This is a genomic window from Allobosea robiniae (assembly GCF_900102525.1).
Classification (GTDB): Bacteria; Pseudomonadota; Alphaproteobacteria; order Rhizobiales; family Beijerinckiaceae; genus Allobosea; species Allobosea robiniae.
Genome location: NZ_FNBZ01000005.1, coordinates 41,555 through 67,444, shown reverse-complemented (window position 1 = coordinate 67,444; position 25,890 = coordinate 41,555). Strand labels below are relative to the sequence as shown.

Annotated in this window: 21 protein-coding genes; 3 read left to right on the top strand and 18 right to left on the bottom strand. The window is 66.9% G+C overall.

The window, feature by feature from the left end:
• Window positions 1-14: 14 nt before the first annotated feature.
• The 6 genes from BLQ70_RS14895 to BLQ70_RS14870 are packed head-to-tail and all read right to left on the bottom strand — an operon-like array spanning window position 15 to window position 7,915.
• On the bottom strand, window positions 15-1,310 hold the full coding sequence (locus tag BLQ70_RS14895; RefSeq protein WP_091857948.1) for an NAD(P)/FAD-dependent oxidoreductase: 1,296 nt from the start codon (window positions 1,308-1,310) through the stop codon (window positions 15-17).
• Window positions 1,311-1,362: 52 nt separating this feature from the next.
• Window positions 1,363-2,928 carry an ABC transporter substrate-binding protein gene (locus BLQ70_RS14890; protein WP_091857945.1) on the bottom strand — a complete coding sequence of 522 codons (1,566 nt, stop codon included), beginning with the start codon at window positions 2,926-2,928 and terminating at the stop codon, window positions 1,363-1,365.
• 2 nt (window positions 2,929-2,930) lie between these two features.
• On the bottom strand, window positions 2,931-4,283 hold the full coding sequence (locus tag BLQ70_RS14885) for an MmgE/PrpD family protein (protein ID WP_091857942.1): 1,353 nt from the start codon (window positions 4,281-4,283) through the stop codon (window positions 2,931-2,933).
• A gap of 25 nt (window positions 4,284-4,308) precedes the next feature.
• Window positions 4,309-6,096 carry an ABC transporter ATP-binding protein gene (locus BLQ70_RS14880; RefSeq protein WP_091857940.1) on the bottom strand — a complete coding sequence of 596 codons (1,788 nt, stop codon included), beginning with the start codon at window positions 6,094-6,096 and terminating at the stop codon, window positions 4,309-4,311.
• Window positions 6,096-6,977: an ABC transporter permease gene (locus BLQ70_RS14875; protein ID WP_091857938.1), complete on the bottom strand. Its 882-nt coding sequence runs from the start codon at window positions 6,975-6,977 to the stop codon at window positions 6,096-6,098. The genes BLQ70_RS14880 and BLQ70_RS14875 overlap by 1 nt, the downstream gene beginning before the upstream one ends.
• Window positions 6,974-7,915, bottom strand: coding sequence for an ABC transporter permease (locus BLQ70_RS14870; protein WP_061968454.1), 942 nt, complete (start codon window positions 7,913-7,915; stop codon window positions 6,974-6,976). The genes BLQ70_RS14875 and BLQ70_RS14870 overlap by 4 nt, the downstream gene beginning before the upstream one ends.
• Before the next feature lie 192 nt (window positions 7,916-8,107).
• On the opposite strand from BLQ70_RS14870, the gene BLQ70_RS14865 reads away from it, so the two are divergent.
• Complete coding sequence (locus BLQ70_RS14865) at window positions 8,108-8,860, top strand: IclR family transcriptional regulator (RefSeq protein WP_061968452.1); 753 nt, start codon at window positions 8,108-8,110, stop codon at window positions 8,858-8,860.
• A 33-nt stretch (window positions 8,861-8,893) separates the two neighbouring features.
• Here the strand turns inward: BLQ70_RS14865 and BLQ70_RS14860 are convergent, their stop codons facing one another.
• The 8 genes from BLQ70_RS14860 to BLQ70_RS14825 form a co-directional block, all read right to left on the bottom strand.
• Window positions 8,894-11,455 carry a bifunctional acetate--CoA ligase family protein/GNAT family N-acetyltransferase gene (locus BLQ70_RS14860; protein WP_091857935.1) on the bottom strand — a complete coding sequence of 854 codons (2,562 nt, stop codon included), beginning with the start codon at window positions 11,453-11,455 and terminating at the stop codon, window positions 8,894-8,896.
• 149 nt (window positions 11,456-11,604) lie between these two features.
• The gene (locus BLQ70_RS14855; RefSeq protein WP_091857932.1) at window positions 11,605-12,930 is read right to left on the bottom strand and encodes an NAD(P)/FAD-dependent oxidoreductase; all 1,326 of its coding nucleotides are present in this window, start codon (window positions 12,928-12,930) and stop codon (window positions 11,605-11,607) included.
• Window positions 12,923-13,687, bottom strand: coding sequence for an amino acid ABC transporter ATP-binding protein (locus tag BLQ70_RS14850; RefSeq protein WP_091857929.1), 765 nt, complete (start codon window positions 13,685-13,687; stop codon window positions 12,923-12,925). Before BLQ70_RS14850 ends, BLQ70_RS14855 begins: the two co-directional genes overlap by 8 nt.
• Window positions 13,684-15,183, bottom strand: a complete 1,500-nt coding sequence (gene argH, locus BLQ70_RS14845; RefSeq protein ID WP_091857925.1) for an argininosuccinate lyase — start codon at window positions 15,181-15,183, stop codon at window positions 13,684-13,686. Before argH ends, BLQ70_RS14850 begins: the two co-directional genes overlap by 4 nt.
• A gap of 37 nt (window positions 15,184-15,220) precedes the next feature.
• Window positions 15,221-15,937, bottom strand: coding sequence for an amino acid ABC transporter permease (locus tag BLQ70_RS14840; RefSeq protein ID WP_091857922.1), 717 nt, complete (start codon window positions 15,935-15,937; stop codon window positions 15,221-15,223).
• Window positions 15,938-15,947: 10 nt separating this feature from the next.
• Entirely contained in the window at window positions 15,948-16,610 is a 663-nt protein-coding gene (locus BLQ70_RS14835) for an amino acid ABC transporter permease (RefSeq protein WP_061968440.1), read from the bottom strand.
• Window positions 16,611-16,681: 71 nt separating this feature from the next.
• The gene (locus tag BLQ70_RS14830) at window positions 16,682-17,524 is read right to left on the bottom strand and encodes a transporter substrate-binding domain-containing protein (protein WP_091857919.1); all 843 of its coding nucleotides are present in this window, start codon (window positions 17,522-17,524) and stop codon (window positions 16,682-16,684) included.
• The gene (locus tag BLQ70_RS14825) at window positions 17,521-18,717 is read right to left on the bottom strand and encodes a pyridoxal-phosphate dependent enzyme (RefSeq protein WP_210184301.1); all 1,197 of its coding nucleotides are present in this window, start codon (window positions 18,715-18,717) and stop codon (window positions 17,521-17,523) included. The genes BLQ70_RS14830 and BLQ70_RS14825 overlap by 4 nt, the downstream gene beginning before the upstream one ends.
• Before the next feature lie 121 nt (window positions 18,718-18,838).
• Between BLQ70_RS14825 and BLQ70_RS14820 the strand changes: the two genes are divergently transcribed.
• Complete coding sequence (locus tag BLQ70_RS14820) at window positions 18,839-19,756, top strand: LysR substrate-binding domain-containing protein (RefSeq protein WP_200959644.1); 918 nt, start codon at window positions 18,839-18,841, stop codon at window positions 19,754-19,756.
• Between the two features lie 152 nt (window positions 19,757-19,908).
• On the opposite strand, the gene BLQ70_RS14815 is transcribed toward BLQ70_RS14820, so the two are convergent.
• The 4 genes from BLQ70_RS14815 to BLQ70_RS14800 all read right to left on the bottom strand — a co-directional run bounded on the left by BLQ70_RS14815 (window position 19,909) and on the right by BLQ70_RS14800 (window position 24,867).
• A complete protein-coding gene (locus BLQ70_RS14815; RefSeq protein ID WP_091857914.1) occupies window positions 19,909-20,607 on the bottom strand; it encodes an ABC transporter ATP-binding protein in 699 nt (232 codons plus the stop codon).
• Window positions 20,604-22,454, bottom strand: a complete 1,851-nt coding sequence (locus BLQ70_RS14810) for a branched-chain amino acid ABC transporter ATP-binding protein/permease (RefSeq protein ID WP_091858779.1) — start codon at window positions 22,452-22,454, stop codon at window positions 20,604-20,606. Before BLQ70_RS14810 ends, BLQ70_RS14815 begins: the two co-directional genes overlap by 4 nt.
• A gap of 5 nt (window positions 22,455-22,459) precedes the next feature.
• Window positions 22,460-23,335, bottom strand: a complete 876-nt coding sequence (locus tag BLQ70_RS14805) for a branched-chain amino acid ABC transporter permease (RefSeq protein WP_061968432.1) — start codon at window positions 23,333-23,335, stop codon at window positions 22,460-22,462.
• A 182-nt stretch (window positions 23,336-23,517) separates the two neighbouring features.
• Window positions 23,518-24,867: a substrate-binding protein gene (locus BLQ70_RS14800; protein ID WP_091857911.1), complete on the bottom strand. Its 1,350-nt coding sequence runs from the start codon at window positions 24,865-24,867 to the stop codon at window positions 23,518-23,520.
• A 222-nt stretch (window positions 24,868-25,089) separates the two neighbouring features.
• Here BLQ70_RS14800 and BLQ70_RS14795 point away from each other — a divergent pair, with 222 nt between their 5' ends.
• Window positions 25,090-25,836, top strand: a complete 747-nt coding sequence (locus tag BLQ70_RS14795; RefSeq protein WP_091857908.1) for a Crp/Fnr family transcriptional regulator — start codon at window positions 25,090-25,092, stop codon at window positions 25,834-25,836.
• Window positions 25,837-25,890 lie beyond the last annotated feature (54 nt).

Below are 25,890 nucleotides of genomic sequence, written 5' to 3'. Positions count from 1 at the left end.
TACCGGAACAATCGTCAGGCCTCCAGCCCCGCCTTGCGGCTTTCCAGCGCCGAGATGATCTGGAAGCCGATCGACCGGAACGGCTCGGGCGCGATCCAGCTTGCCGCGCCCATGACCGCCTCGACCTCGCCGGGCGTACCGACGCCACGGATCAGATCGGCGAGCTTGCGGCCGAGCATCGTGCCCTTGGCGATGCCGCTGCCATTGCAGCCGCCCGAGGCATAGAGCCCGTCCTCGATCTTCCCCCACCAGGGCGCGCCGTTCATGGTGAAGGCCGTCGTCCCGCCCCAGACGAACTCGAAATCGACATGCCGCAGCCCGGGCCAGCGGCGGTGGAAGCGATCGCGCAGTTCCCGCACCGCCGTGGCCTGTGCGATTTCCTGATCATGGGCATAGAGCGAGCGAACCATGAGCCGGTCGCGGCCGATGCGACGCAAGGTGGTGCCGAGCCGGTGCGAGGGCAGCACGCCCCAGGCCGGGGACTGGCCGAGATACCCGATATCGCTCTCTTTCACCGCTTCGGTGACGGCGGCATAGGTGAAGATCGTCGCCATCCTTGACTTCAGGAAGCCGAGCCTCGGGATGAAGCCGTTATTGGCCAGGACCACCGTCCGGCAGCGGACGGAGCCGCCTTCGGTGACGAGGCGCCAATCGGAGCCTTCTCGGCGCATCTCGCGAACCGGGCTGTTTTCATGGAGCGTGACATCCCCCGGCAGCGCATCGGCGAGGCCGCGGATCAGCGCCGCCGGCTGCAGCAGCCAGGTGTCGTGCAGGTAGATGCCGTAGCGATAGTAATCGGCGCCGATCCGCTCGCGGATATCAGCCCGGTTCAGGATCGTGTGCGGCAGGTCGTTGGCCCGGGCGACGTCCGCGACCTTGCGCAGCGAAGCCTCGCCCGCCTCCGTCGCGGCGGTGCGGATCGAACCGACCTTTTGCATGTCGCAGGAGATGTCGTTGTCGCGGAGAATGCCGGTCAGCCAGTCGAAGGCTTCGGTGAAGAGGCGGGTCTGGTTGCGGGCCTTCTCGGCCATCTCCATCGATGCCGTGCGAGGCAGGACATCGGGGGCGGTGAAGCCTGAATTGCGGGCCGAGGATCCTTCGCCGACCGTCGTCGCCTCCAGCAGGACGATCTGGGCCTGCGGGTCGAGCTCATGCAGGCGCCGGGCCGCCGCGACTCCGGTATAGCCGGCGCCGACGACGGCATAATCGACGGTGATGTCCCCGCTCAGCGGGGCCTGCGGCGTACGCGCGGGAAGCATCGCGTTCCAGCCGCAATGGTTGGTGTAGTTCGGATAGGTCAGCTTGGACATGGCTCGGCCGCAGATGGAGGGGGCCACGCCCGAATGGGCGCGGCCGATCGGTTCAGTCGACGAAATGGGTCTGTTCGGTCACGAGCGGGCCGAGCGACATCGAGCCCTTGAGGTCGAAGCCCCAGTTGAGCTTGTCCCGGCGAGCCCAGACCTGCCCGGTCTCGGTGATCGGGATGACGCAGACATTGCCGATGATCAGCTTCTGCGCCTCCTGCCAGAGCGCGATCTGCTTCTTGGGATCGGTCTCGCCGCGCGCCGCCTCGATCTGCTTGTCGGCGACGTCGCAGTGGCTGAAGTTCACGACCTGCCCGGGTTGGCCGATGGCGCTCTTCGAATGGTAGAACTGCGTCAGGTAGTTGTCCGCGATCGGGAAGCGCGCGGCGCCGTACATGACGAGCGGGCTCAGGTCCTTGCGGATCATCTGGTGCCAGGTGGCGTGCTCGACCGGCTGAAGATTGAGCGTAATGCCAGCTTCGGCAACCTGCCCCTGAATGATCTGCGCCGTCGATTCCAGGCTCGGTAACTGGCTGGCGAGCATGGTCACGGTCAGGCCGTTGGGGAATCCGGCCTCTTTCAGCAGCGCCTTGGCCTTGGCCGGATCATGCGGCAGGACGCCGGCATCCTCGGTGAAGCCGAGATTGTTCGAGGGGATCGCGGATTTGCCGGCGCGGGTGAAGCGGGGGCCGCGATACTGGGCGATCTTGGGCGCATCGATCGCATGGGCGAGAGCCTGGCGAACCTTGATGTTGTCGAAGGGCGGCTTCGTCACGTTGACGCTGAGCGTCGTCAGCTCGGCCGGGTCGAAGCTGTCGACGACCACGCCGGGATTGGCGAGCGTGCGCTGCAGCCAGCGCTGGTCGGCGAGGCCGGTCGCCGCATCGACCTCGCCCGCGACGAAGGCGAGGTCGCGCGCGGCGTTGTTGTTGAGGAAGCGGTAGGTGATCTTGCTGAGCTTGGGCTTGTCGCGGAAATAGGCGTCGTTCGCCTTGAAGGTCACGGCCTGGCCGGGGGTGATCGCTTCGAGCGCGAACGGCCCGAAGCCGACGGGATTGCGCCGGAAGTTCTCGCCGCGCTCCTCGAAGGCCTTCTTCGAGATGATGAAGCCGCCGGCATAGTTGGTGAGCAGGCCGAGCAGGCTCGGCACGCGGTTCGACAGCGTGATGCGGACCGTCTGCGGATCGACCGCCTCGACCTTCTGGAAGGCGGCATAGTCGCTGGCGAAGGCCGAGCGCTTGGGATCGCGTGCCTTGTCGAGGCTGAACACGACGTCGTCGGCGGTGACATCGCCATAGCCATGCTGCCATTTCACGCCGGGGCGCAATTTGAAGGTCCAGACGAGGCGGTCGTCGCTCGCCTGCCAGCTCTCGGCGAGATCGGCCTCGATCGTGGCCGGGTCGGTCGAGCCCGGGGCGAAGCGGACAAGCCCGCCGAAGATCCAGGCCGAGAGGATGCGGTCCGAGGTGCTGCTGGCGTAATGCGGATCGAGCGTGCCGACATCGACGGCGGCAGCACCCAGAGTGAGCTCGGTCTTCGCGGCGAAGGCTGGCATCGATGCCAGCAGGCCGAAGCCGAGGACGCCGGCGAGAAGTCCAGCTTTTGTGAATGTGGTGTTTTTCATTGTTAGCCTTCCCCTGTTGAAACCAGTCGCAGCCGCGCCGGCTGCGTGCCAAGCGCGGCGAAAAGTGGCCGGAAGCCGGCATGCGTGAGACCGTCGAGCGCGGTCAGGATCGCGTCCTGCCAGTCGGGCGCGACGCTCGCCGCGCCGATGCGCCGGAATTTCTCGGTGACCTGCGCGCGGTTCATCGGATTGGCGACGTCGCCGAGCGGGTAGGGCACGCTCAGGCTGCGCGGACCCTCGCCCTGGTCGATGATCACGCGGCAGGGCGTGCTCTTGGGGAACGCGGCGGCGAAATCATCATGCGCCGAAAGCTCGATCCGGGCGGCGAGTTCGAGCACCTGCGGATCGCGCAGATGCGCGGGATCGACCGGCTGCAAGGCGGCGGCGCCATGGATCGCTGCCAGAGCGCAGCTGAAATAATAGCTGTACTGTCCCCCTTCGAGCGTCTGCGGTGCCCGCTCGTTGGCGAGGCCAAGCCCGCGCGGAAAAGTCTCGATCCGCAGCGACAGGATCGGTTTGCCCGGCTCGCGCAAGGCGAGGATGGCATCGACGGCGGCATGCATGTAGCGGCAGCAGGCATAGGGCTTGAGGTAGCAATCCTGCAGCCACCAGCGTTCGCCGAGCCCGCCCGTCAGCACGCTGCGGGTAAAACGGTCGTCGCGGTCGAGCAGGTCGCGCGGACCGGTCGCGCCGGCGCGCGCCCGGTAGGCGCCGGTCAGCCCGGCGACGACGGCCGGCGGGATGACCTCCTTCACCGTGCTGCCCTGGTATTTCGAGGTGCCCATCGGATAGCTGATCGGACCTTCGGCCCCGGCGATCGCCATGGCATGGGCGAGCGCCGCGGCGTCGAGCCCGAGCAGGCGCCCGGCCGCGGCGGCAACGCCGTAATTCACCCAGCGGCCGCTGCTATAGGTCTCGATCGTCGGCGTCGGCCGCGATGTCGCGACCCGGAGCGCGACGTCGTAGCCGAGCGCGATCGCGTCGAAGATGCGCGCGTCGGAGGCGTCGAGCGCCTGGCCGACGGCGAAGGCGGCCGGGATGACGCCGGCCCCGGCATGGCCGGCGGCGCCGCGATGGCCGTCGTCGATATCGAGTGCGCTCGCCGCTGCCGCATTGGCCATGGCGGCGCCAGCGACACTGAGCTTGCTGCCGGTCAGCCAGATGCCGGCCGGGCCGGAGCCGTAGAGCTGTTCGGCGGCGGCTCGGGCGGCGATGGCGAGCCGTGAATCGAGCCCTGCGGCGGTGGCCCCGATCAGATCCGCGACCAGGAGCGAGGCGCTTTCCTGTGCCGCCTCCGGCAGGGCGCCCTCAGGGTGGTCGGCGACGAAGGCGGCGAGTTCCTCGATGGCGTGCATGGTTCGCGTTCCGGCTCCTGGATGACTAGCTCGCCCGGCGGATGAAATGGCCCTCAGCCATCATCTCCCAGCTCTGCGGTGGCGGGCGGTAGCCGACGGGCTTCATCGGGCTGCGCGGCGGCGTGGCGTCGACGCGCTGGGGCGGCCGGGCGCTGCGCTGGTCGGGATGGGTGATCGGGATCGCCGAGAGGAGCCGCTGCGTATAGCCGTGGCCGGGCCGGCCGATCACGTCGTCGCGCGCGCCGATCTCGACGATCTCGCCGAAATACATCACTGCGACGCGGTCGCAGATGCGCTCGACCGCCGCCATGTCGTGGCTGATGAAGAGATAGGAGACCTCGAATTCCTTCTGCAGGTCGATCATCAGGTCGATGATCTGCGCCTTGATCGCGACGTCGAGCGCCGAGACGGCCTCGTCGGCGATGATCAGCTTCGGCGACATCGCGAGCGCCCGGGCGATGCAGATGCGCTGGCGCTGCCCGCCCGAGAATTCGTGCGGCAGGCTCGTGGCGCGGGCCGGATCGAGCCCGACGCGCTCCAATAGCCATTCCATCTTGGCGCGCGCCTCCTTGCCGGAGGCGATGCCGTGGACCTGCATGGGCTCGATGATCGCCGAGCCGATGCTCTGGCGGGTGTCGAGCGAGCCGAACGGGTCCTGGAAGATCATCTGCACATCGCGGCGCAAGCTCGCGAGGCTGCGTGGGTCGGCATAGTCGATGCGGCGGCCGGCGACGGTGATCTCGCCGGAATGGCGCGGGGCCAGATCGATGATCGCCTTGCCGATGGTCGATTTGCCGGAGCCGGATTCGCCGACGAGGCCGAGCGTCTCCCCCTTGCCGATGGCGAAGGAGACCTGCTCGACCGCATGGACCTCGCCCTTGAGCCGGCCGAACAGGCCGCCGCGCGAGGGGAAGCGGACCGAGAGGTCGCGCACCTCCAGCACCGGCGCATCGCCGCGGAAGGAAAGCGGCACACCCTCGACGCCGCGCGCGGGAATGGTGCCGTCCGCGAGCTTGCCGACGAGGCTCGGTGCCGCCGCGATCAGGCTGCGGGTATAGGCGTCGCGCGGGTTGGAGAAGACCTCGTGGACCGTGCCCTGCTCGATCGCGCGGCCGCGGCGCATGACGAGGACATGGTCGGCGATTTCCGCGACCACGCCCATGTCATGGGTGATGAACAGGATCGCCGTGCCGGTCTCGCGCTGCAGTTCCTTGAGCAGCGCCAGCGTCTGCGCCTGCACGGTGACGTCGAGCGCGGTGGTCGGCTCGTCGGCGATGATCAGCGCGGGATTGCAGGCGAGCGCCATCGCGATCATCACCCGCTGACGCATGCCGCCGGAGAAGGTGTGCGGGTAGTTGTCGATGCGCTCCTCGGGGTCGGGGATGCGCACCTTGCGCAGCATCTCCAGCACGGCCTCGCGCAGTTCCGCGCCCTTGAGGCCGCGATGGATGCGGATGGCCTCTCCGATCTGGTCGCCGATGCGCTGGACCGGGTTCAGCGAGGTCATCGGCTCCTGAAAGATCATGCTGATCTGGCCGCCGCGGACGCTACGCATCTCGGATTCGTCGAGCGTCAGCAAATCGCGGTCGCCGAGCTTGACCGAGCCGCTCGCCCGCCCGATCCGCTCGGGCAGCAGGCCCATGATCGCGAGCGAAGTCACGCTCTTGCCCGAGCCGGATTCGCCGACCACGGCGAGCGTCTCGCCGGCGGCGATCCCGAAGCTGAGATCATGCACGACGGTGGTGGAGCCGAAGGCGATGGTCAGGCCGCTGACCGACAGGACCGGCTTGTCGCTCGTATTCTTGCCGACCATCACGAGGCGTCCTTCAGACGGGGATCGATCGCGTCGCGCAGGCCGTCGCCGATCAGGTTGAAGGCGAGCACCAGGATCAGGATCGCGAGGCTCGGGAAGAGCGCGAGATGGAACGAGCTCAGGATGTTTTCGAAGCCCTCGCGCACCATGCCGCCCCAGGTCGGCGTCGGCGGCGCGAGACCAAGCCCGATGAAGGCGAGCGAGGCTTCGGTGCGCACCGCCGTTGCCATCCAGAGCGAGGTCATCACCATCACCTCCGGCAGGATCGCCGGCAGGATATGGCGGAACAGGATGCGCCCGCCCGAGAAGCCCATGGCGCGGCAGGCCTGGACATATTCGCGGTCACGCTGGGCGATCACGGCGGCGCGCGCGATCCGGGCGAAGGCGGGCGTCGCGGTGAAGGCGATGGCGATGACGATGTTCGTCATGGTCGCGCCCATCAGGGCGACGAGCGCCAGGCCCAGGATCAGCGAGGGGAAGGCGAGGATGACGTCCATCACCTGCATGAGCAGGATGTCGGTGCGCCCGCCGCGATAGCCCGCGGTCATCCCGATCAGCGATCCGATCACCAGGGCGGTCAGGATCGCGAAGAGCCCGATGGCGAGGGAATAGCGCGCGCCGAAGAGCAGCCTCGACCAGATGTCGCGGCCGAACTGGTCGGCACCGAGCAGGTAGCCGCCGCCGGGCGGTGCGAGCTGGTCCATGATGCTCTGCTTGGCCGGCGGATGCGTCGCGAGATAGGGCGCGAAGATCGCGGCGAGCACCAGCAGGACGACGATGGCGATGCCGGCCCAGGTCGAGAGGTTGAGCCGGCCCAGCACGCCGCGGAAGGCGTTCTGGGGGGTGGTGGGGCGAGCGGCTTCCGCTGCGGTCTCGCTCATTTGTACTGCACCCTCGGATCGAGAAAGCCGTAGGTCAGATCGGTCAGCAGGTTCACGACGACGACCATCAGCGTGTAGACGACGATCATCCCCTGCAGCAGCGTGTAGTCGCGCTGGCTGAGCGCGGTCAGGATTAGCTTGCCGAGACCGGGGCGCGAGAACACGATCTCGGTCAGCACCGAATTGCCGATCAGGATGCCGAGATAGAGGCCGATGACGGTGGTGATCGGGATCAGGCAGTTGCCGAGCGCGTGCGACCAGATCACTGCCGAGGCGGAGGCGCCCTTGGCCCGCGCCGTGCGGACGAAATCCTGGCTGAGCACCTCCAGCATCGCGGAGCGCGTCACGCGGGTGATGTAGGCCATCATGATCAGCGCGAGCGCCAGTGTCGGCAGCGCCATCTGCCGCAGCCGCTCGGTCAGCGTGTCGGCGCCGCCGGCGCTGATCACCGGGAACCAGCGGAACTGGATGGCGAAGACCATCAGCAGGATGATCGCCGCGACGAAGGCCGGCAGGGAGAGACCCAGCAACGAGAGCAGGCGCAGCACATAGTCGGGAAGCCGGTTGCGCCGAACCGCGGCCCAGACGCCGGCAGGGATGCCGAGCGCGGCGCCCAGGATCAGGGCCGCGATGGTCAATTCCAGCGTATAGGGCAGGACGGCGAGAATCTCCTCCGTCACCGGCCGGCCGGAGATCATCGAGGTGCCGAGGTCGCCCTGGATCGCCTGCAGGAGGAAGCGCCCGTACTGGACGAGGAGCGGCTGGTCGAGGCCGAGCCGCTGGCGCAGCGCGATGACGCTGGCGGGGCTCGCCTGGTCGCCGAGGATCACCAGGACGGGATCACCCGGCAGGATCCGCACGATCAGGAAGACCAGCGTCAGGACGCTGAACAACGTGACGACGGCGAAGCCCAGACGCCTCGCCAGGAATGACACCATCCGGTTCGCCCCCGCATTGTCCGACCAGCGATGGAGCTGGCGGCTGCCTTTGGCGGCCGGTTCGCGAGCGCTCCTAGACGTCTCGACGCTCCGGCAGCGTCCCTAGCGGAACGGACAAACCGGCCCTTGTCAACAAATTCCTGTATTCGGTATAATAAGGCTATATTTGTTCTGATAATCGGAATTGTTGCCGTGACGAAGCCTCTGAGTTCCTCGTCGAATGCCGAGCGGGCGCTGGACATCGTCCTGGCGCTCGGCGAGGTCGGGCCTGAAGGTCTGAGCCTGGCGGAGATCGCCGAGCGCATGGGCTGCGCCAAGTCGGCGGCGCATCGCAGCCTCGTCGCCCTCTTGCAGAAGGGCTTCGCCGAGCCGACGGGCCGATACGGCCATTACCGCCTCGGCTCGGCCGTGCCGATGCTGGCGCGGCGACAGGAGCGGCTCGAGCCGCAGGTGCAGAAGATCCGTCCCGGCATGACCGAATTCGCGCGCCGGACGGGCTTCACCGTCTACTTGATCGTGCAGTCCGGGGTCGATGCGGTCTGCGCCGAGATGATCAGCCGCTCGACGCGGCGCCAGTTCTCGATGGGTGTGGGCTACCGTGTGCCGATGGGCGTCGGCGCAGGCAGCCTCGCCCTGATGTCGCTGCTGCCGGACGCCGCGATCCAGCAGATCATCGAGGCGAATGCCGAGCGCTACCTCAAGCACCCATCGGGGCGCCATGTCGATGGCGATGTCATCCTGGGGCAGGTCGCCGATGCGCAGCGCCGCGGCTACGCGCTCAACATGGGCTACTATTTTCCGGGGCAGGGCGGCATCGGCTTGCCGCGGGCCAGCCAGGCCCCCCATGACGTCAACATGGCCGTCTCCTTCAACGCGCCGCTCGAAATGATGACGGACGACTGGGTCGAGAGCCAGATCGGCGCGCTCAGCGAATGCCTGCCTTGAGTGGTGGTGTTGGCCGCCGGAACAGGTGGCAGATCAGCGTTTGGCCCGTGCCTCGCCGTCGATGCTGCCGAGGTCGAGCGTCACGCGCCTGATCGAAATATCCTCGGGATCGAGCCTGACCTCGAAACCCAGATCGCGGCAGAGCGCCAGCATCGGTCCGTTCTCGGCCAGCACCTGGCTATGGACGCGCTCCAGCTGCTCGGCCCTGGCCCAGTCGATGATCAGCTCCATCAACGCGCGGCCGAGCCCGATCCCCTTCAGGTCGGAGCGCAGCAGGATCGCATATTCGGCCTCGACATGGCCGGGATCGGCGTGAAGGCGAACGGCGCCGGCGGCGTCCCCGCTGCCTTCCTCGATGGCGATGAAGGCCATCTCGCGCGCATAGTCGAGCTGGGTCAGGCGGGCGAGGAAGGCGTGGCTGAATGATTTCAGCGGCGCGAAGAAGCGCAATCGCAGGTCCTCCGGCGTGACCCGGGCCAGCATCGCGCCGATTGGAAGCTCGTCCTCCGGCTTCATCGGGCGGATGAAGAAGCGCCGCTCGCCGAGCGCAAGCTGCAAGGTCCAGCTTGCCGGATAGGGCCGGATCGCCGGGTGGCGGCGGCGCGCCGGGTCCGGCTCCAGCACGACGCGCGCGTCGACCGTGATGACGCCTTTGGCATCGGCGAGGATCGGGTTGAGGTCCATCGCGCGGATTTGCGGAAGGGTGGAGGCGATGTTTCCGAGCGCCATCAGGACAGCCGCGATGGCGCGCCGGTCGGCGGCGGGAACATCGCGATAGGCGGCCAGGATGCGGGAAACCCGCGTCCGGGCGATCAGGTTCTCGGCGGAGGCGAGATCCAGCGGCGGCAATGCGACATGCGTATCGGCGATGAGTTCGGCTGCCGTGCCGCCGCGCCCGAAGACGATGACCGGGCCGAAGCAGGGGTCGACGGCAAAGCCGGCGATCAACTCGCGTGCCTTGGCGCGATGGGCCATCGGCTGCACCATGAAACCCGTCAATCGAGCCTCGGGGCGCTGCTGCCGCAATCGCCCGGCCATTCGGTTGGCGGCCTCCCGCACAGCCTGTTCATTGGCAAGGTCGAGCTCGACACCGCCGACATCCGATTTATGCGCGATATCCGGCGAGACGATCTTGAGGGCGACCGTGCGTCCGGCTGCGAACTGCACCTTGGCAGCCTCGGCGGCTCCTGCGGCATCCGCCGCGATGACGAGACCGAGCATGGGAATCCGGAACAGGGCAAGCAACTGCGCGACCTCATCCGGCTCGAGCCAGCTGCGGCCTTGCCGGATCGCCTGATCGACGAGCGCGGCGGCAGCGGCAATGTCCGGCTGATCGCCTTCATCGAGCGCGAGCGGGGTCGCCATCAGTTCCTTGAGCAGGCGGGCATGGCGGGTCAGATGCTGGAAACCGAGGATCGCGTCCTGCTCCGTCGCGAAGGAGGGAATGCCGGCGGCTGCGAATATCCCCGCCATCTCCTCGCCGCCCCCGACCCATACGGCGAGAACCGGTTTCTGCACCGGCGACGTCGAGCGGGCCTCGGCCACGGCGCGGGCGCAATCGGCTGGTTCGTCCGGTGCGAGCGGGGCGTTGAGTGCCAGCACGGCGTCGATATCGCTCTCGGCCAGCAGGCGTGTCACCGCTTCACGGTAATCCTGTGCCGTCCGGACGATCTCCGGTTCCCGGTCCAGGTGATCGACGCCGCCGGCCTGCCGCAATCGCGCTGCGGCGAGCGCCGCCAGCCCGTCGCCATTGCTGACGATGGCCAGTCGGCCAGCATCGGCGGCGCGGGCGCGTCCCAGCGTCTCGGCCGCCGCGAAGAGCTCATCGAGATCGCTGACCCGCAGCAGGCCGGCCCGGTGGAAGGCGGCCTCATGCGCGGCGTCGCTGGTCACGATCAGGGCCGAATGCGTCAGGGCCGGCCATGCCGGCTCCCGGCGCGGCGGCTTCAGCACCAGCACCGGCTTGAGCCGCGCCGCAGCGCGGGCGGACGATAGAAAGCGCGCGGCGTCGGTGACGTCGTCGATCGCCAGCAGGATGGTGCGCGTCGACGGGTCGGCGCCGAAGTGATCGAGGCAATCGGCGATATCGACATCGGCGCCTTCGCCCAGGACGACGGCACCGGAAAGCCCGACACCGCGCCTGGCAGCCCAGGCCATGATGCCGGCCGCCACGGAATTGGACTGCGCGACGAGGGCAAGCGAACCCGCAGCCAGATGCACCGGGACAGCGGTCGCGTTGAAGCCGAGACGCGGCGCGGCGAGACCGAGCGACGACGGCCCGAGCAGGCGCAAGCCCGCGGCCTGTGCCGCGCTTCGGAGGCGATCGCAATCGGCGGCTGCGCCATCGGGCACGAGAAGCCCGGCACAACCGCGCCCCGCTGCGGCAGCCAGCACCTGCTCCGCAATCGCGACAGGGGCGATGAGGAGATCGCAGGGTGGCAGCCCCGGCAGAGCACTTGGACCGGGAAGCACCGTGAGCGAGCCGCAATAGGGCTCCGCGCGAATCTGCGCTACCAGCACATCCGTTTCGGGAGAGCCGGCGATCGCTGTGACCGTCCGGGGTTCAAGCGCGCGTCTGAGCAGGGCGAGCGTCATCGGTCGGCGGTTTCCGTTCTCGGGAAGACCAGCAGACGCGATTCCCGGCCGTCAAGCCAGACGTCTTCTGCGAACGCGTTCCACGAGCCTTTCAGGCGATGGCGAACGGCCTGCCGCCGGGGCCGCCATCCTTGTTCGCCATCACCCCCTCAGAGCCGTGCCAGACGGCGATCGATCGCATCCTGGAGATGATACCACCCGCTGACGATCGGCAGGAACCATGGGCGGCCATCATAGAGCGGCACCGGAATCTCCGGGAAGGCAGGATCGTCGAAGGCGCTCTTGCGGTTCTGCTTCCCGAGCAGCTTGAGGGCTGACTGGTGGCCGAGATAGGTCATCAGCGCGACACCGTTGCCATTGCAGCCGACGGCGAAATCGATGCCTCCGAGCTTGCCCATATGCGCGATCTTGTCGGCGCTCATGCCGACCTTGCCGCTCCAGCAATGGGTGACCTTGTAGCCCGCAAGTTGCGGCCAGACCTTCAGCATCATGGCGTGGAGGCGCGGCGCGGCCTCGCGTTCCGGCAGAGTGAACAGGCCCGGCCGGCTGCCGAACAGGATGCGCGTGCCGTCCGGCGACGGGCGCGTATAGATCAGCTCGCGCTTCGAATCGGTGATCATGCGCCGGCCGGGATTGATCTCGGCCATCAGATCCGGCGGCAGCGGTTCGGTCGCGATCTGGTAGCTGCGCACGCCGACGATGCGCTTGTGCAGGAAGCCGCTCGCCTTGTCGGTGTAGCCGTTGGTGCCGAAGAAGACGTGGCGAGCGCGAACGATCCCGCGGCCGGTCCGTACCACGTGAAAACCATCGGCGACGGGGTCGACTCCGAGAACGGGCGCATGCGAGCGCAGCCTGGCGCCATTGGCCTGCGCGAGGCGGCGCAGGGCGCGATGGTACTTCGCCGGATGCAGGCCGCCATAGTCGTCGATGACGATGCCGCCATGGTAGAAATCCGTCTTCGTCACCTCGTGCTGCCGTGACTTCGGAATCTCGTGGACGGTGACGCCGGTATGCCTTGCCAGCAATTCGCCATGGCGGCGCAGCCGGTCGTAGTGACGGGGGACATGGGCGCCGAAATAGCGGCCGAAGACGCCGAGATCGGCATCGAGCTCTTTCTCGTGGATCAGCGACTTGAGATGCTCGTAGGAGGACAGCGAATCCTCCAGGAGCCGCTCCATGCGGGCGGCATCGACGCCCTTGATCGCTCCGCCGATCACCAGCTTCTGACCGCTTGAGACCATGCCGCCCGAGCGCGTCGAGGCACCGGCGCCGAGCTCCTCCGCATCGACGACGGTGACGTCGACGCCGTTGCGCGCCAGCTCGGCCGCCGCCGAGAGCCCGCAATAGCCGGAGCCGACGACCAGGACATCGGTCTCTTCCGGCAACGGGTCGCGCGCGGTTTCGGGCGGGGCTGCATCCCACCAGTAGGGATCGGTGGTGAAGTTCGGCGCCAGCACGCCGGCAGGCTCAGGCATGGGCGGCCTCTCCGAAGGATCTGATGCTGGACAGGAAGGCGCGGGTGCGTTCGTGGCGGGGTGCGTCGAAGAACGCACCCGGCGGCGCCTCCTCGACGATCCGCCCCTCGGCCATGAACACGACGCGATCGGCGACCTCGCGGGCAAAGCCCATCTCGTGGGTGACCACGACCATGGTCGTGCCCTCGCGGGCGAGGTCCTTCATCACGTCGAGGACGCTGCCGATCGTTTCGGGATCGAGTGCGGATGTCGGCTCGTCGAAGAGGATCGCCTTCGGCCGCATGGCGAGCGCGCGGACGATGGCGACACGCTGCTGCTGCCCGCCCGACAGGGCGGACGGATAGTCCTGCGCCTTGTGGGCGAGGCCGACGCGCGTCAGCAGCGCGCGTGCCTCCTCCTCGGCCTTGGCGCGCGGAACGCCGCGGCGGCGCTCCGGCGTGATCGTCATGTTGCGCAGGACGGTGAGATGCGGGAACAGGGCGTAGTCCTGGAAGACCATGCCGACCTCGGTCCGCATCTGCTGCCAGGCGCGCTCGTGGTGGATGTCGACCGGGCTTCCGGCGATATGGAGCGTGCCTTCGTCCGGCCTGACGAGGCCGTTGATGCAGCGGATCAGCGTGCTCTTGCCGGAGCCGCTCGGCCCGATCAGCACCACGACGCTCCCGGCCTCGACATCGAGGTCGATGCCGTGCAGCGCCTGATGCGCGCCGAAGCGCTTGGCGATGCCGCGCAGGCTGATCAGCGGGGAGGCGCTCATGCGGCGAGTTCCCGCATCGCGCGTTTCAGCGCTTCCCGCGCATCCTTCAGGTCACTGCGCTTGCGTGCGAGAATGCCGCGGCGATTTTCGAGCCGCGCCTGCGCCGCCTCGACCGCCTCCGCGACCCTGTCCGGGGCCGGCCCGCCGGGGACGAGGCGCGCGGCGACGCTTGCCGCCGGGTCGAGGCTTTCGCGGACATGGTCCGCCGGCAGGCCGAGCGGCCGGCCGAGCTGCTCCTGGGCCGCCGCGTCCACCATCGCGGAGGTGATGCCGTCAGCCGCCAGGCCGGTATCCATCGCGGCGCGGACGACCCCGCCCACGACATGATGCGCCTCGCGGAACGAGAGATCGGCTTCCCGGACCATCAGGTCGGCGAGATCGGTCGCGGAGGCGAAATCCTCGGTGACGCGTCGCTTCATCAGCGCCGCGTTCGGCCGGGCCGTCGCGATGATGAGGTCGAACAGCGAGAGGCAGCGCAGCGTCTCCTCGCCCGCTTCCCAGACACCGCGCATCCCCTCGCGATTGCCGTCGATGGTGTTGGTGAAATGCGTCGCTTTCACCGCCGTCGCGGACGCGACATAGAGGCCGAGCAGATGGCCGGCCTTGCCCTTGAGGTGTTCGAGCACCACCGGGTTCTTCTTCTGCGGCATGATGCTCGAGGTCCCGGTGACGCGGTCGGGGAACTCGATCGTCTGGAATTCGTGCGAGACCATCACATGATAGTCCTGCGCCACGCGGCTCCAGCCCAATGCGATCTGGGTGAGCGCCGACAGGATCTCCAATCCGAAATCCCGGGTCGCAACGGCATCCAGGGCATTTTCCACCAGCCCCTCGAAACCGAGTGAACGCGCCACCGCCTCCCGGTCGATCGCGAAGGTCGTGCCGGCAAGCGCGCCTGCTCCGAGCGGACTGATATTGGTGCGCGCCCAGGCATCCGCGAGCCGGCCATGGTCGCGTTCGAGCGACTGCGCGACGCCGGCGAGATAGAAGCCGTAGGTGATGGGCTGCGCCGGCTGGAGATGGGTGTAGCCGGGCATCACCACGTCCCGGAAGCGGAAGGCACCGTCGAGCGCATGCTCCTCGACCGAGAGAAGCGCCTGGCTCGCATCGAGCAGCAGGTCGCGGGCCCGCAGCCGGTCGATCGCGGCCGTCAGGTCATTGCGGCTGCGGGCGATATGCATCCGCCCGCCGGCCTCGGTGCCGATCAGCTTGATCAGATGGGCTTCGAAATTGAAGTACGCATCCTCGCGCTGCGGGTCGAGCTCGACGACCTCGGGCCCTTCCTCCTCCATGCGCAGGAGCCCGCCGGCGAGCGCTTTGGCAGCCTGCGGGGAGATCAGCCCGCAACGGGCAAGCATCAGCACATGCGCCTGGTTGAGGTCGCTCATATGGTCGAAGACCGTGCGGAAATCCCGTGCAAGTCGCGGCGCATAGATGTGCTCGCAGACTTCTTCGGCGACCTTTTCGGTCAGGCGGCGGCTGACTTTCGATTCCATGGCGGCTTTCCCGGTATGCAGGTGAGTTTGCGAAGGATCAGGGCAATTGCGTTGCCGGCTCGGCCGGGGAGATCGCCTCCGGCCGGGTTTGCGGGCGGTCGCTCTTCAGCCGGCGCTCCAGCCAGCGGCCGAACCAGCTCAGCGTCGAGCAGATGACGAAGTAGGTGAGGAGCACCGCGGCATAGACCGTGAAGGCCGGATTCCAGCCCTCCATCATCGTGGTGCGCTCGACGATGATCTGGCCGACCTTGAAGAACTCGTTGACCCCGACGAGCGCACCGAGCGACGTCGCCTGCACGAGCAGTGTGAGCAGCCCGACGAAGGGCGGCAGGATCGCGCGCAGCGCCTGCGGACCGGTGATGAAGAGATAGATTTCCCAGGTCTTCAGCCCGAGCGCGGCAGCGCTCTGCCATTGATGCCGCGGGACCGCATTGAAGCCGCCGCGGACGATCTCGATGCCGTTGGCGCTGCCCCAGACCGAAAGCCCCACTGTGACCGCCGCGAAGGGCGAGAGCTCCAGCCCGAACAGCGGCGCCACGAAGAACACGAAGAAGATGTTCACGACCAGCGGGATGTCGCGGAAGAGCTCGACATAGATCTTCACCAGCACGCGCAGCCAGCCGAAGCGCAGCGTCGCCAGCGTGCCGAGCAGGAAGGAGATGATCGTCGCGAAGAACAGCGTCGCCAGCGCCAGGCCCAGCGTCATGGCAAGGCCTTGCAGGATGAAGGGGAGGTTGCGGATCAGCAGGTCCATCTCGCCCCCCTCAAAGCCTGAACGGGGCGTTGAGCCGGTATTCCAGCCGGCTCGCGAAGAAGGAGAGGGTGAGGACCAGCAGGAGGTAGATCACGCAGATCGCGGCGAACATCTCGATGGTGCGGAAATCCATCGAGATCCGGTCGATCGCGACATAGGTCAGCTCGGCAAGGCCGATCGCCTGCAGATAGGAGGAGTTCTTCAGCAGCGAGATCGAGGTGTTCAGCATCGACGGCAGGCCGACGCGGATCGCCATCGGCGCAGCGACGAGCCGAAAGAAGCGCCAGGGCGACAAGCCCAGCGAGAAGGCGGCCTCGCGCAGCCCCTTGCCCACGGTTTCAAGCCCGCCGCGGACATTCTCGATCTGGTAGGCCCCGGCCCAGACCGTGAGGCAGAGCACGCCCGACCAGAACAGCGAGAGCCTGAGGCCCAGTCCCGGCAGGCCGTAGAAGATGAAGAAGAGCTGGGCGAGCAGCGGCGTGTTGCGGATGAACTCGACATAGCCGACGACGAGCTTGCCGAGCACGGGAACCTGCAGCACGCGCGCCGCCGCGCCGAGCACGCCGACGAGGATGGAGAGCACGATCGAGAGCGCGCTGACCTGTACTGTCAGCCACAGGCCGCGCATCAGTGCAGGCCACTGCGCGTTGAGATAGGCGACGTCGAATTCCATGGCACGCGCTCCTCCGCTGCCAGGTATCGGGTTGCCGGGAGCTCAGACCGCTCCCGGCGCTTGCCTTTCGCTCAGCGCGCGGTCGGCTTCGGCTTGGTGAAGGCGTCGACGTAGAAGGGCCTGATCTCGGCCGGGATCCACTTCTCGACCCATTTCGCGTAGAGGCCCTCGGCCTTCATGCGATCGAGGGCTGCATCGACATAGGCGAGCCATTCGGGTTCGTTCTTGCGCACGCCGACGGCAGCGTCCGAGACTGCGAAGGACTCGCCGACGAGGCGCAGGCTCGGATCCTTGGCGGCGATGACGACGAGCGTCGCGGCATCATGGGTATAGGCGTCGCCGCGGCCCTGCTTGAGCGCCTGCAGCGCATCGGACGCCGTGTTCAGCCGCATGCTCTCGAGCTTGGGCATGTTGTCCTCGAACCATTTCGCCTGGGTCGAGCCCTTGAGCATGATCACGGTCTTGCCGGCGACATCGTCGAGCTTCTTGATCGGGCTGTCCTTGGCGACGAGCATGTCCGAGCCGCCCCAGCGATAAGGCTTGGAGAAATCGACCACGCGGGCGCGCTCGGGCGTGACGCCGAGCGTGGCGATCAGGATGTCGACCTTCTTCCCCGCCAGCTGCGGGATACGGTTCTCGGCCGTCACGCAGGTCAGCTCGATCTTGTCCGGCGAGCCGAAGGCCCAGGCGGCGATCTGGATCGCCATGTCGGTCTCGACGCCGGCAAACTTGCCGGTTTCGTCCTTGTAGCCATAGGGCGGCTGGTCGCAGCGCACGCCGGCCTTCAGGACGCCTGCGGATTTGATCGCTTCCGGCAGCGGGGGCAGGCCCTGGGCCTGAGCGCCGACCGAGAGCGCGAAGACGGCGGCTGCGGCAGCCGAGAGCGCCGACAGGTGCGAGACATGGGTGGTCATCCGTTTTCCCTCTTCTGTTGGACCGATGGATCGGTTCTCTGTGGTAAGGCGCCGGTCGTTGCCGGCTGCGCGAGCGCCTCTTCGGAGGCAGCTTCGTTCCAGGGCCTTGCGGCCAGGTCGGTGTCGCCGGGATCACGGGAGCCTGCTCCCGTGAGCACGATCACGGCGTGGCGGCCGGAAAGCCCACCATCCGCGGCGATGGCGGCGAGCGCAGCCAAGGCGGAGACCGCGGACAGCTCGGCATGGAGGCCGCAGGCTGCGAGACGACGCTGTGCCGCCCGCGCCGCGTCATCATCGACAGAAACGGCACGGCCGGCGCTGGCGCGCAGGGCCGCGACGGCCTGCCATGTCACCGTACTGCCGGCGATCGAAGCCTGGGCGGTATCGCCCGCGAACTGCTCGCGATAATCGGCGCCGGCGAGCACCCGCTCGAGGCGCGCGAAGGGCTCGGCTGCGACCAGCATCGGCAAGCCTGCGCCGATCTCCTCGAAGCCGAGGCGGATGCCGGACAGGAGGTCCCCGCGCGAACAGGGCACGACGACGAGATCGGGCATCGTCTCCGACGCGAGCTCGGCCGCGATCGTCTTGTAGCCTTCGATGCCGAACGGGTTGGTGCCGATAGCCGGCACCTTGTAGTTCGTCGCAGCGAAGGCGCCTTGCCCGACGCGTTTCGCGAGATGCTGCCAGCGCGCCATGCTGCCGGCAAAGCTGGCGATGCTCGCGCCATGGGCGGTGATGGCACTGCGGTAAACCTGCGGCAGGGCATCGGTCGTTGCGATCTCCGCGGCGAGCCCTGCGCGCGCCGCATAGGCTGCCACCGAGAGGCCGCCATTGCCGCTCGATGCCGCCACGACGCGCGGGGCGCCGCGATCGAGAGCCCGCGCGATCAATTGCGCGCTCATCCGGTCCTTGTGAGATCCGGTCGGATTGCACCATTCGATCTTGGCGGACAGCCTGCCGAGCTTCAGCGCGCGCGCCAGTTCGGGCAGCTCGACCAGCGGGGTCGCGCCTTCCCCCAGGCATGGCGCGTCAGGATAGGGGAGCGAGACGCCGCGCTCGCCGGGTGCGTAGGTCAGCTGCAGATTGGATGCATGCCCCTCGGTCGCGCAGCGCGGACACCCGGACTCGTAATCCGCAACCGGCCAGGGCTCTGCGCAGCGCAGGCAGACCATGCCGGTGAGGCGGGACGTCACAGCGGTGTTTGGGCGCGTTGACATGGCCAAAAGTATTGCCGCGGCCATCTATCTGGTCAAATCTCAGTTTTTGGCTCTTCTATTCACTCCTGATATGAGTAGGCCTATGAATTTGAGGCAGGTGGACGCGTTCCGAACCATTATCCTGCGCGGCTCGATGACGGCGGCCGCGCAGGAATTGCGGACCTCGCAACCCAGTATCAGCCGGCTGATCGCCGAGCTGGAGGCCGAGATCGGACTCAAGCTGTTCGAGCGAAAAGCCGGGCGGATTCGACCGAGCCAGGAGGGCCTTGCCTTCTATCGCGAGGTCGAACGCAGCTATATCGGGCTGGAGACGCTCTCCTACGCCGCGCGTGACATCCGCAACTTCGGGACCGGGCGCCTGCGCATCGCGGCGATGCCGGTGATGGCGCTGGGCTTCGTCCCCCGCTGCATCCGGCGCTTCAAGGAGCGCTTTCCGCAGGTCAGCGTCTCCTTGCAGATGGGGCATGACGGCACGGTGACGCGCTGGATGTCGTCATCCTATTGCGACATCGGCTTCATCGCGAACGTGATCGACATTCCGCTCGTCGAGCATCGTCCGCTCTACATGATCCCCGGCGTCTGCGCGCTCCCGCCGGGGCACCGGCTTGCAAAGCGGGATCGCATCACGGCCAAGGATCTCGAAGGCGAGGCCTTCATCTCGCTCTCGCTGGAGGACGGTGCGCGGGCACGTGTCGATCGCATCTTCCAGGATGCGGGCGTGCGCCGCCATCTCGCGATCGAGACGCCCTTCAGCGCCGCCATCTGCGCGCTTGTCGAGCAAGGGCTCGGCATCGGCATCGTCAATCCGATTGCCGCCGACGATTACCGGCGCAGCGGCATCGCCTTCCGCCCGTTCAAGCCGGAGGTCATGTTCCACGGCCACGCGATGTTCCCGAGCCACTACCGCGCCGATCCTCTCGTCGATGGCTTTCTTGCCGTCGTGCGCGAAGAGCTCGCCGGATACGAGACGACGTCCGCGCATCGTGGCGAACCGCCCCCGAACGGGCCGATGTGATGCGCCCACACTCGCCTGTCGCGCGTCAGGCGCGATGGCCGGGCAAGACGCCTAGAGCATCGGCCCGAAAAGTGGAACGCGGTTTTCGGAAAATGCCGATGCAAATCAAAAGCCTAGGACATCGGACTGAATACCGTATTCAGTCCGATGTCCTAGACCCCCAGATACCGCTGCAGGAGTTCGGGCTGGGCCCGAATCTCGCCGGTCGGGCCTTCATGGGCGATATGGCCGTTATTGATGATGTAGGCGCGCGTCGCCAGGGTCAGCGCGGCCGCGATGTTCTGCTCGACCAGAATGATCGTCTGGCCGGCCATCGCAAGCTCGCGGCAGGTCCTGACGAGGTCCTGCACGATCACCGGTGCCAGACCCTCGAACGGCTCGTCGAGCAGGATGATCTTGGGGTCGCGCACCAGCGCCCGCCCGATCGCGAGCATCTGCTGCTCGCCGCCGGAAAGATCGGTGCCCCGGCTCGTGCGCCTCTCCTTCAGGCGTGGAAATATCTCGTAGACGCGATCGAGCGGCCAGCGGCCCTTGGCGGTCAGCCCGGCCAGCACCAGGTTCTCCTCGACATTCAGGCTGCCGAAGATGCGACGGTCCTCGTGCACGAGCTGCATGCCGGCGCGCGCGATCGTGTGGCTCTTGCGGCCGGCGATCTGCTCCCCGTCGAACAGGATCGAGCCGCTGCTCGGCTTCACCACGCCCATCAGGCTCTTCAGCATCGTGCTCTTGCCGGCGCCGTTGCGGCCGAGCAGCGCGACGACCTCGTTGCGATCGACGCGCAGCGCGACATCGAACAGGATGTGGCTGTCGCCGTAATGGGCATTCAGGCCGGTGACGTCGAGCATGCTCATTGGGCCGCCAACACATCGTGCACGCCGCCCAGATAGGCTTCCTGCACCTTGGTGTTTCCCTTGATTTCGTCGGGTGTGCCTTCGACCAGCACGCGCCCCTCCTGGAGCACGGTGACGCGCTCGGCGAGCTCGAACAGCGCGTCCATGTCGTGGTCGATCACGATCATCGTACGCCCCCGGCTGATCGACTTGAGCAGCTTGACCGTCTCGATGCGCTCGGCCGGGCTCATGCCGGCAAGCGGCTCGTCGAGCAGCAGCAGCGACGGCGAGGTGGCGAGCGCCAGCCCGATCTCGAGCCGCCGCTTCTCGCCATAGGCCAGTTCGGACACCTGGGCATCGCCCCGGCTGGCGAGATTGACCAGCGCCATCGCATGGTCGACCTGCTCGGTCAGCTCGGGGCTGTTCCTGGGATTGCTGAACAGGTCGAGCTTGAATTTGCCGCGGGTTTCGGCGAGCGCGGCGATCATCAGGTTCTCGCGTACGGTGAGCCGGTTGAAGAGCTGGTTGATCTGGTAGCTTTTGGTGAGGCCGAGCTGGCAGACATCGGCCACGCCCATTCCGGTGATGTCCTTGCCCTCGAACAGGATCTGGCCGGATGTCGGAGGCACCTCGCAGGTCAGCATCTTGAAGAAGGTCGACTTGCCGGCGCCGTTCGGGCCGATGATGCCGCGCAACTCGCCGTGGTTGACGGTGAAGTCGATGTCGCTGTTGGCGACCACGCCGCCATAGCGCTTGGTCAGGCCGGTGGCCTGGAGGATGGGGCCGGAGGAGCGGTCGCTGTCGCGGCGGCGGGCCGGCATCATCGCGACAGTCGGAGGGGTGGCGGGCACGCTCGCGGGAGGGACAACGCCCGCCCCGGGAGCCGTCTCCGCCCACCGGCCGGCGACGAGACGGTAGAGATCGATCACGGCCCCGACGATGCCGTGGCGCAGGAAGCAGACCAGCAGCACGAACACGATGCCGAGGACGAGCTTCCAGGTGGCTCCCAGATGCAGCGTGTTCTGGAAGAAGTCGCTGAGATAGAGCCAGACCGCCGCCCCGACCAGGGGGCCGAACAAGGTGCCGGCGCCGCCGATCGCCGTCTGCATCACGAGCTGGCCGGAGGTCTCGAACATGAAGGCATCCGGCGGCATGAATCCTTGCATCAGGCCAAGCATGCCGCCGGCAAAGCCGGCATAGGCCGCCGCCACGACGAAGGCGGTCAGCTTGTAGCTGTGGATGTCGTGGCCGAGCGCGGCGGCGCGCTGCGGATTGTCGCGGATCGCCGAGAGGATCGCGCCGACCGGCGAGCGCACGATGCGCAGCGCGATGACGAGGCCGACGAAATACCAGAATGCCAGGAACCCGTAGACCTGGAAATCGGTGTTGAATTCCAGCGTCGTGAAGCCGAGGAAGATGCTGGGCCTCGGCACGCCCGGCAGGCCGTTCTCGCCGCCCGTGAAGGCGGAAAGCGGATTGAACTCGACGAAGAAGAACACCTCCGCGATCGCGACCGTGATCATCGCGAAATAGATGCCCGTGCGGCGCAACGCGATCAGGCCGATCAGATAGCCGACGATCGCAGCCACGATCGTGCCGAGGAAGACGGCGGCCATCACATAGCCGAAGCCGGCTTCCGTCAGCAGATAGGCTGCGAACATGCCGCCGGTGCCGAAGAAGGCCGACTGGCCGAAGGAGAGGAGGCCGGTATAGCCGAACAGGATATCGAAGCCGAGGCCGAACAGGCCCCAGACCAGGATGCGGTTGATAGTGTTCGGCGTGAAGCCGAGATGGGGCAGCACGAACGGCGCCAGGATCAGCGCGATCGCGGTGATGGTCTCGACGAGGAAGGGGCGTTGGCTGCGCATCGGCGTCACTCGCGGCCGGCTGCGCCGAGTAGCCCGTAGGGCCTCAGCACCAGGACCAGCGTCATCGCCACGAACAGCATGATATAGGCGTAGCCGGGGTTGAACATGGAGGTGATGGAGATGATCTGGCCGGCGATCAGGCCGCCGAGGATCGCGCCGGGGAAGGAGCCGACGCCGCCGATCACCACCACGACGAATGTCTGTACCAGGATCGCCTCGCCGACATCCGGCGCGATCGAGACCACCGGCGCATTGACGATGCCGGCGAAGCCCGCCGCCATGGCGCCGATGCCGAACACCAGCATGAAGATCTTGTAGACGTCGATGCCGAGCGAATCGACCATCACCGAATCCTCGATGCCGGCGCGCACGATCATGCCGATCCGGGTGCGGTAGAGTACGAAATAGAGCGCCAGCAGCGCGACGGCGACGATGCCGAGCAGGGCGAGCCGGTAGGTCGGATACATCATGAAGCCGAGCGGCGTGATGCCGACCAGCGGGCCCGGCGGCGGCACCATCTTCGACAGGCTGCCGAAGAAGAACCGGACCGCCTCGACGAACACGATGCTGAGGCCGAAGGTGACGAGGAGCTGGTCCTCATGCGGGCGGGTGTAGAAATGCCGGATGATGAGCCGCTCGACCACGATGCCGACCAGCATCACGAAGAGCGAGCCTGCCGCCACCGCGACCAGGAACGAGCCGCTATAGGTGTAGGCGACCCAGCCGGCATAGCCGCCGAGCATGAACATCGCGCCATGCGCGAGATTCAGCACGCCGAGCGTGCCGTAGATGATCGTCAGGCCGGACGAGATCAGCGCGAGCAGCGCGCCGAGCACGAGCCCGTTGAAGCATTGCGAGATGAAGTTCGCCCAGTTGACCACGATGCTATCCGTTTGCCTGAACGCGGGTAGAGTCCGGCCTCGCGCCGGCTTCTGCGCTTGTCTTGTCGTCGGACGGGGGCTGGGGCAGGGAGCCGCGGGAGACCGACGCTCGGTCCCCCGCACCCCCTCCCGCAATCCGGAGAACCCGCCTTCTCAGCCAGCGCGGCGGCGGGTTCGATCGGTCAGGTGTAGTCGCCGAGCTTGCAGCCGAACGCATCCGGCTTCTGCATCAGCGGTTCGCCCGGAAGGACCTCGAGAACCTCCCAGAAGTCTTCCTTGTTCTTCATGTCCTTGACGGCCTTGCCGCGGACGATGACGACGGGGCGGATGCACTGGTGGTCTTCCGGCCGATAGCGCACGTCGCCGAGCAGCGAGGGAATCGTCTCGCCCTTCTCGTATTGCTTGATGACATCCGGCGGATAGAAGCTGCCGGCCTCCGTCACCATGCGCGCCCAATGCGCGAAGCTGACATAGGCGTTCTCAGCGCCCCATTCCGGGCGATAGCCGAACTTCTTCACGAAGGCTTCGTTGAACATCTTGGCCAGCGGATACTTGTCCTCGAGCGTCCACCAGTAATCGGTCGCGGCGAAGACGCCTTCCATCAGCTCCGGCCCCGCTTCCTTGGCGAGGAACGGGATCTGGTAGGGGATCACCATCTTCATCGCCGGCGTCAGGCCGAACTGCTTGGCCTGCTGCACCGAGAGCACCGCGTCGCGGCCCCAGTTGACGTTGATGATGAACTCGGCGCCGGAATTGGCGATGTTGGTCAGGTACTGGCTGAAATCCTGGGTGCCGAGCGGGGAGACCTGGTTGGTCACCTGCGTCCAGCCGCCCTTCTCGGTCAGGTAGTCGTTGACCGACTTGGTGACGGTGTGGCCGTAGGTGTAGTCCGGCGTCATGAACGCCGCCTTGCGGTTCTTGCCGTAGGCCTTAACGAGCTGCGGGCCGATCGCGTTCGCGGCGGTCTCGCCGTAGAAATTCTGGCGGAAGCCGTAGCGCACGCAATCCTTGCCGGTGGTGTCGTTCGAGCCTGAAATGGCGGCGACGTAGAGCACCTTCTCGCGCTGCGCGAACTTGTTGAGCGCCACCGCGACGGCCGACGAGGTCGAGCCGGTCATCAGGATGATCTTGTTCTGGTTGATGAAGGTCTGCTGCTCCTGCACCGCCTGGTTCGGCTTGGCGGCGGAGTCGGCCGCGAGCAGGTTCACCTTCTTGCCGTTGACGCCGTTGTTGATCTTCGGCGCGAGCTTCTTCATCAGCTCATGGTTGGTGTTGATGTGTTCGACGGCGAGCTGCCAGCCCTTGAGCTCGTCCTCGCCCTGCACCGCATAGGCGCCGGTGCGCGGCACGGCTGCGCCGATATTGACGGTGTCGCCCTTGGACCCTTCGGGCCAGGTGCCGATCGCCGTCTGGCCGGCCGCGTGGACCGGGAACAGGCCCGCCGGCAGGATCACGCCGCCCGCAACGCTAAGGCCGCCCTGGATCAGCGTGCGCCGGGACAGGTTCGTGAGCTTGCGATTGTCGGATGTCATGTGCGTCCTTCCCCTCTGGTGTCCGATCCTCCCCTTCGTCATGCGGGGGTTTGGACGTGCTGTCGGCACCGAATATCTGAAGACACGTCGCGGCCATTCCCCGCTGCATTGGCTATATGGTCAATGCCACTTTCGTCCGATAATATTGATTATTGATATCGATTAATAATCGGCCGCAGAATACTCCATGAGAACCAATCGATAAGGGGTGTAAACCGCATCATGCCGCTCACCGGACATCCCTTCGTCACAAAGATTTCTCGCCTCATGGATATGAACGCCGGGAACCTCGATAGCCTCGAGGCGATCATGGAGCGCGAGGGTACGGCGGCGAAGCGGCACGATCTCATCGTCCACGGGGCGGAGCATCGCGACCTGTGTTTCGTCCGGAGCGGCTACGCGATCCGCTACAGGCTGTTGCGGAACGGCAAGCGGCAGATTCTGAACGTGATTTTGCCGGGCGATGTGATCGGCTTTCCCGTCAGCTTCTTCGACCGCGCGACCTATGCGGTCGTGGCGGTGAGCAATCTCAGCTACAGCGTCTGCCCGCTCAGTTCCTATGTGCGTCTTTGCTACGAGCGGCCGCAATTCGGCCTCGTCCTGACCTGGCTCGCAGCCCGGGAAGCCGCGATTTGTGCGGAGCACATCGTCAATCTCGGCCGGCGCACGCCGATCGAGCGGCTCGCGCATTTCCTGCTCGAGATTCACGACCGCCTGCTGGAGGTCGGATGCGCCGAACAGACGCGGTTCGATCTTCCCTTTTCGCAAGGTATCCTGGCCGATGTGCTGGGGCTCAGCGTTCCGCACCTCAATCGCGTGATGCAGGAACTGCGTGCCGAGCGGCTGATCGTCAGCACCTCGCGTCTCATGGAGCTGCCGGACATCGCAGGATTGCGCCGCCTGGCACAATATCAGCCGGTAGACCTTGCTCTCATTCCAGCAGGGCCAACGGCCCAGCGCGGCTTATGAGGCAGCAGTCAGGCTCTTGGAGGCAGGCCTCCCGAAACTGCCATCGATGAAGGC

Bases quoted from the DNA above. Each gene is read 5' to 3' on its own strand.
- BLQ70_RS14830 (WP_091857919.1), bottom strand. From the start codon at position 17,524: ATGACCACCCATGTCTCGCACCTGTCGGCGCTCTCGGCTGCCGCAGCC.
- BLQ70_RS14880 (WP_091857940.1), bottom strand. From the start codon at position 6,096: ATGGTCGGCAAGAATACGAGCGACAAGCCGGTCCTGTCGGTCAGCGGC.
- BLQ70_RS14860 (WP_091857935.1), bottom strand. From the start codon at position 11,455: ATGACGCTCGCCCTGCTCAGACGCGCGCTTGAACCCCGGACGGTCACA.
- BLQ70_RS14800 (WP_091857911.1), bottom strand. From the start codon at position 24,867: ATGACATCCGACAATCGCAAGCTCACGAACCTGTCCCGGCGCACGCTG.
- BLQ70_RS14885 (WP_091857942.1), bottom strand. From the start codon at position 4,283: ATGCACGCCATCGAGGAACTCGCCGCCTTCGTCGCCGACCACCCTGAG.
- BLQ70_RS14835 (WP_061968440.1), bottom strand. From the start codon at position 16,610: ATGGAATTCGACGTCGCCTATCTCAACGCGCAGTGGCCTGCACTGATG.
- BLQ70_RS14850 (WP_091857929.1), bottom strand. From the start codon at position 13,687: ATGAGCGCCTCCCCGCTGATCAGCCTGCGCGGCATCGCCAAGCGCTTC.
- BLQ70_RS14895 (WP_091857948.1), bottom strand. From the start codon at position 1,310: ATGTCCAAGCTGACCTATCCGAACTACACCAACCATTGCGGCTGGAAC.
- BLQ70_RS14815 (WP_091857914.1), bottom strand. From the start codon at position 20,607: ATGAGCATGCTCGACGTCACCGGCCTGAATGCCCATTACGGCGACAGC.
- BLQ70_RS14855 (WP_091857932.1), bottom strand. From the start codon at position 12,930: ATGCCTGAGCCTGCCGGCGTGCTGGCGCCGAACTTCACCACCGATCCC.
- BLQ70_RS14870 (WP_061968454.1), bottom strand. From the start codon at position 7,915: ATGGTGTCATTCCTGGCGAGGCGTCTGGGCTTCGCCGTCGTCACGTTG.
- BLQ70_RS14795 (WP_091857908.1), top strand. From the start codon at position 25,090: ATGCCGCTCACCGGACATCCCTTCGTCACAAAGATTTCTCGCCTCATG.
- BLQ70_RS14875 (WP_091857938.1), bottom strand. From the start codon at position 6,977: ATGAGCGAGACCGCAGCGGAAGCCGCTCGCCCCACCACCCCCCAGAAC.
- BLQ70_RS14840 (WP_091857922.1), bottom strand. From the start codon at position 15,937: ATGGACCTGCTGATCCGCAACCTCCCCTTCATCCTGCAAGGCCTTGCC.
- BLQ70_RS14810 (WP_091858779.1), bottom strand. From the start codon at position 22,454: ATGCGCAGCCAACGCCCCTTCCTCGTCGAGACCATCACCGCGATCGCG.
- argH (WP_091857925.1), bottom strand. From the start codon at position 15,183: ATGGAATCGAAAGTCAGCCGCCGCCTGACCGAAAAGGTCGCCGAAGAA.
- BLQ70_RS14890 (WP_091857945.1), bottom strand. From the start codon at position 2,928: ATGAAAAACACCACATTCACAAAAGCTGGACTTCTCGCCGGCGTCCTC.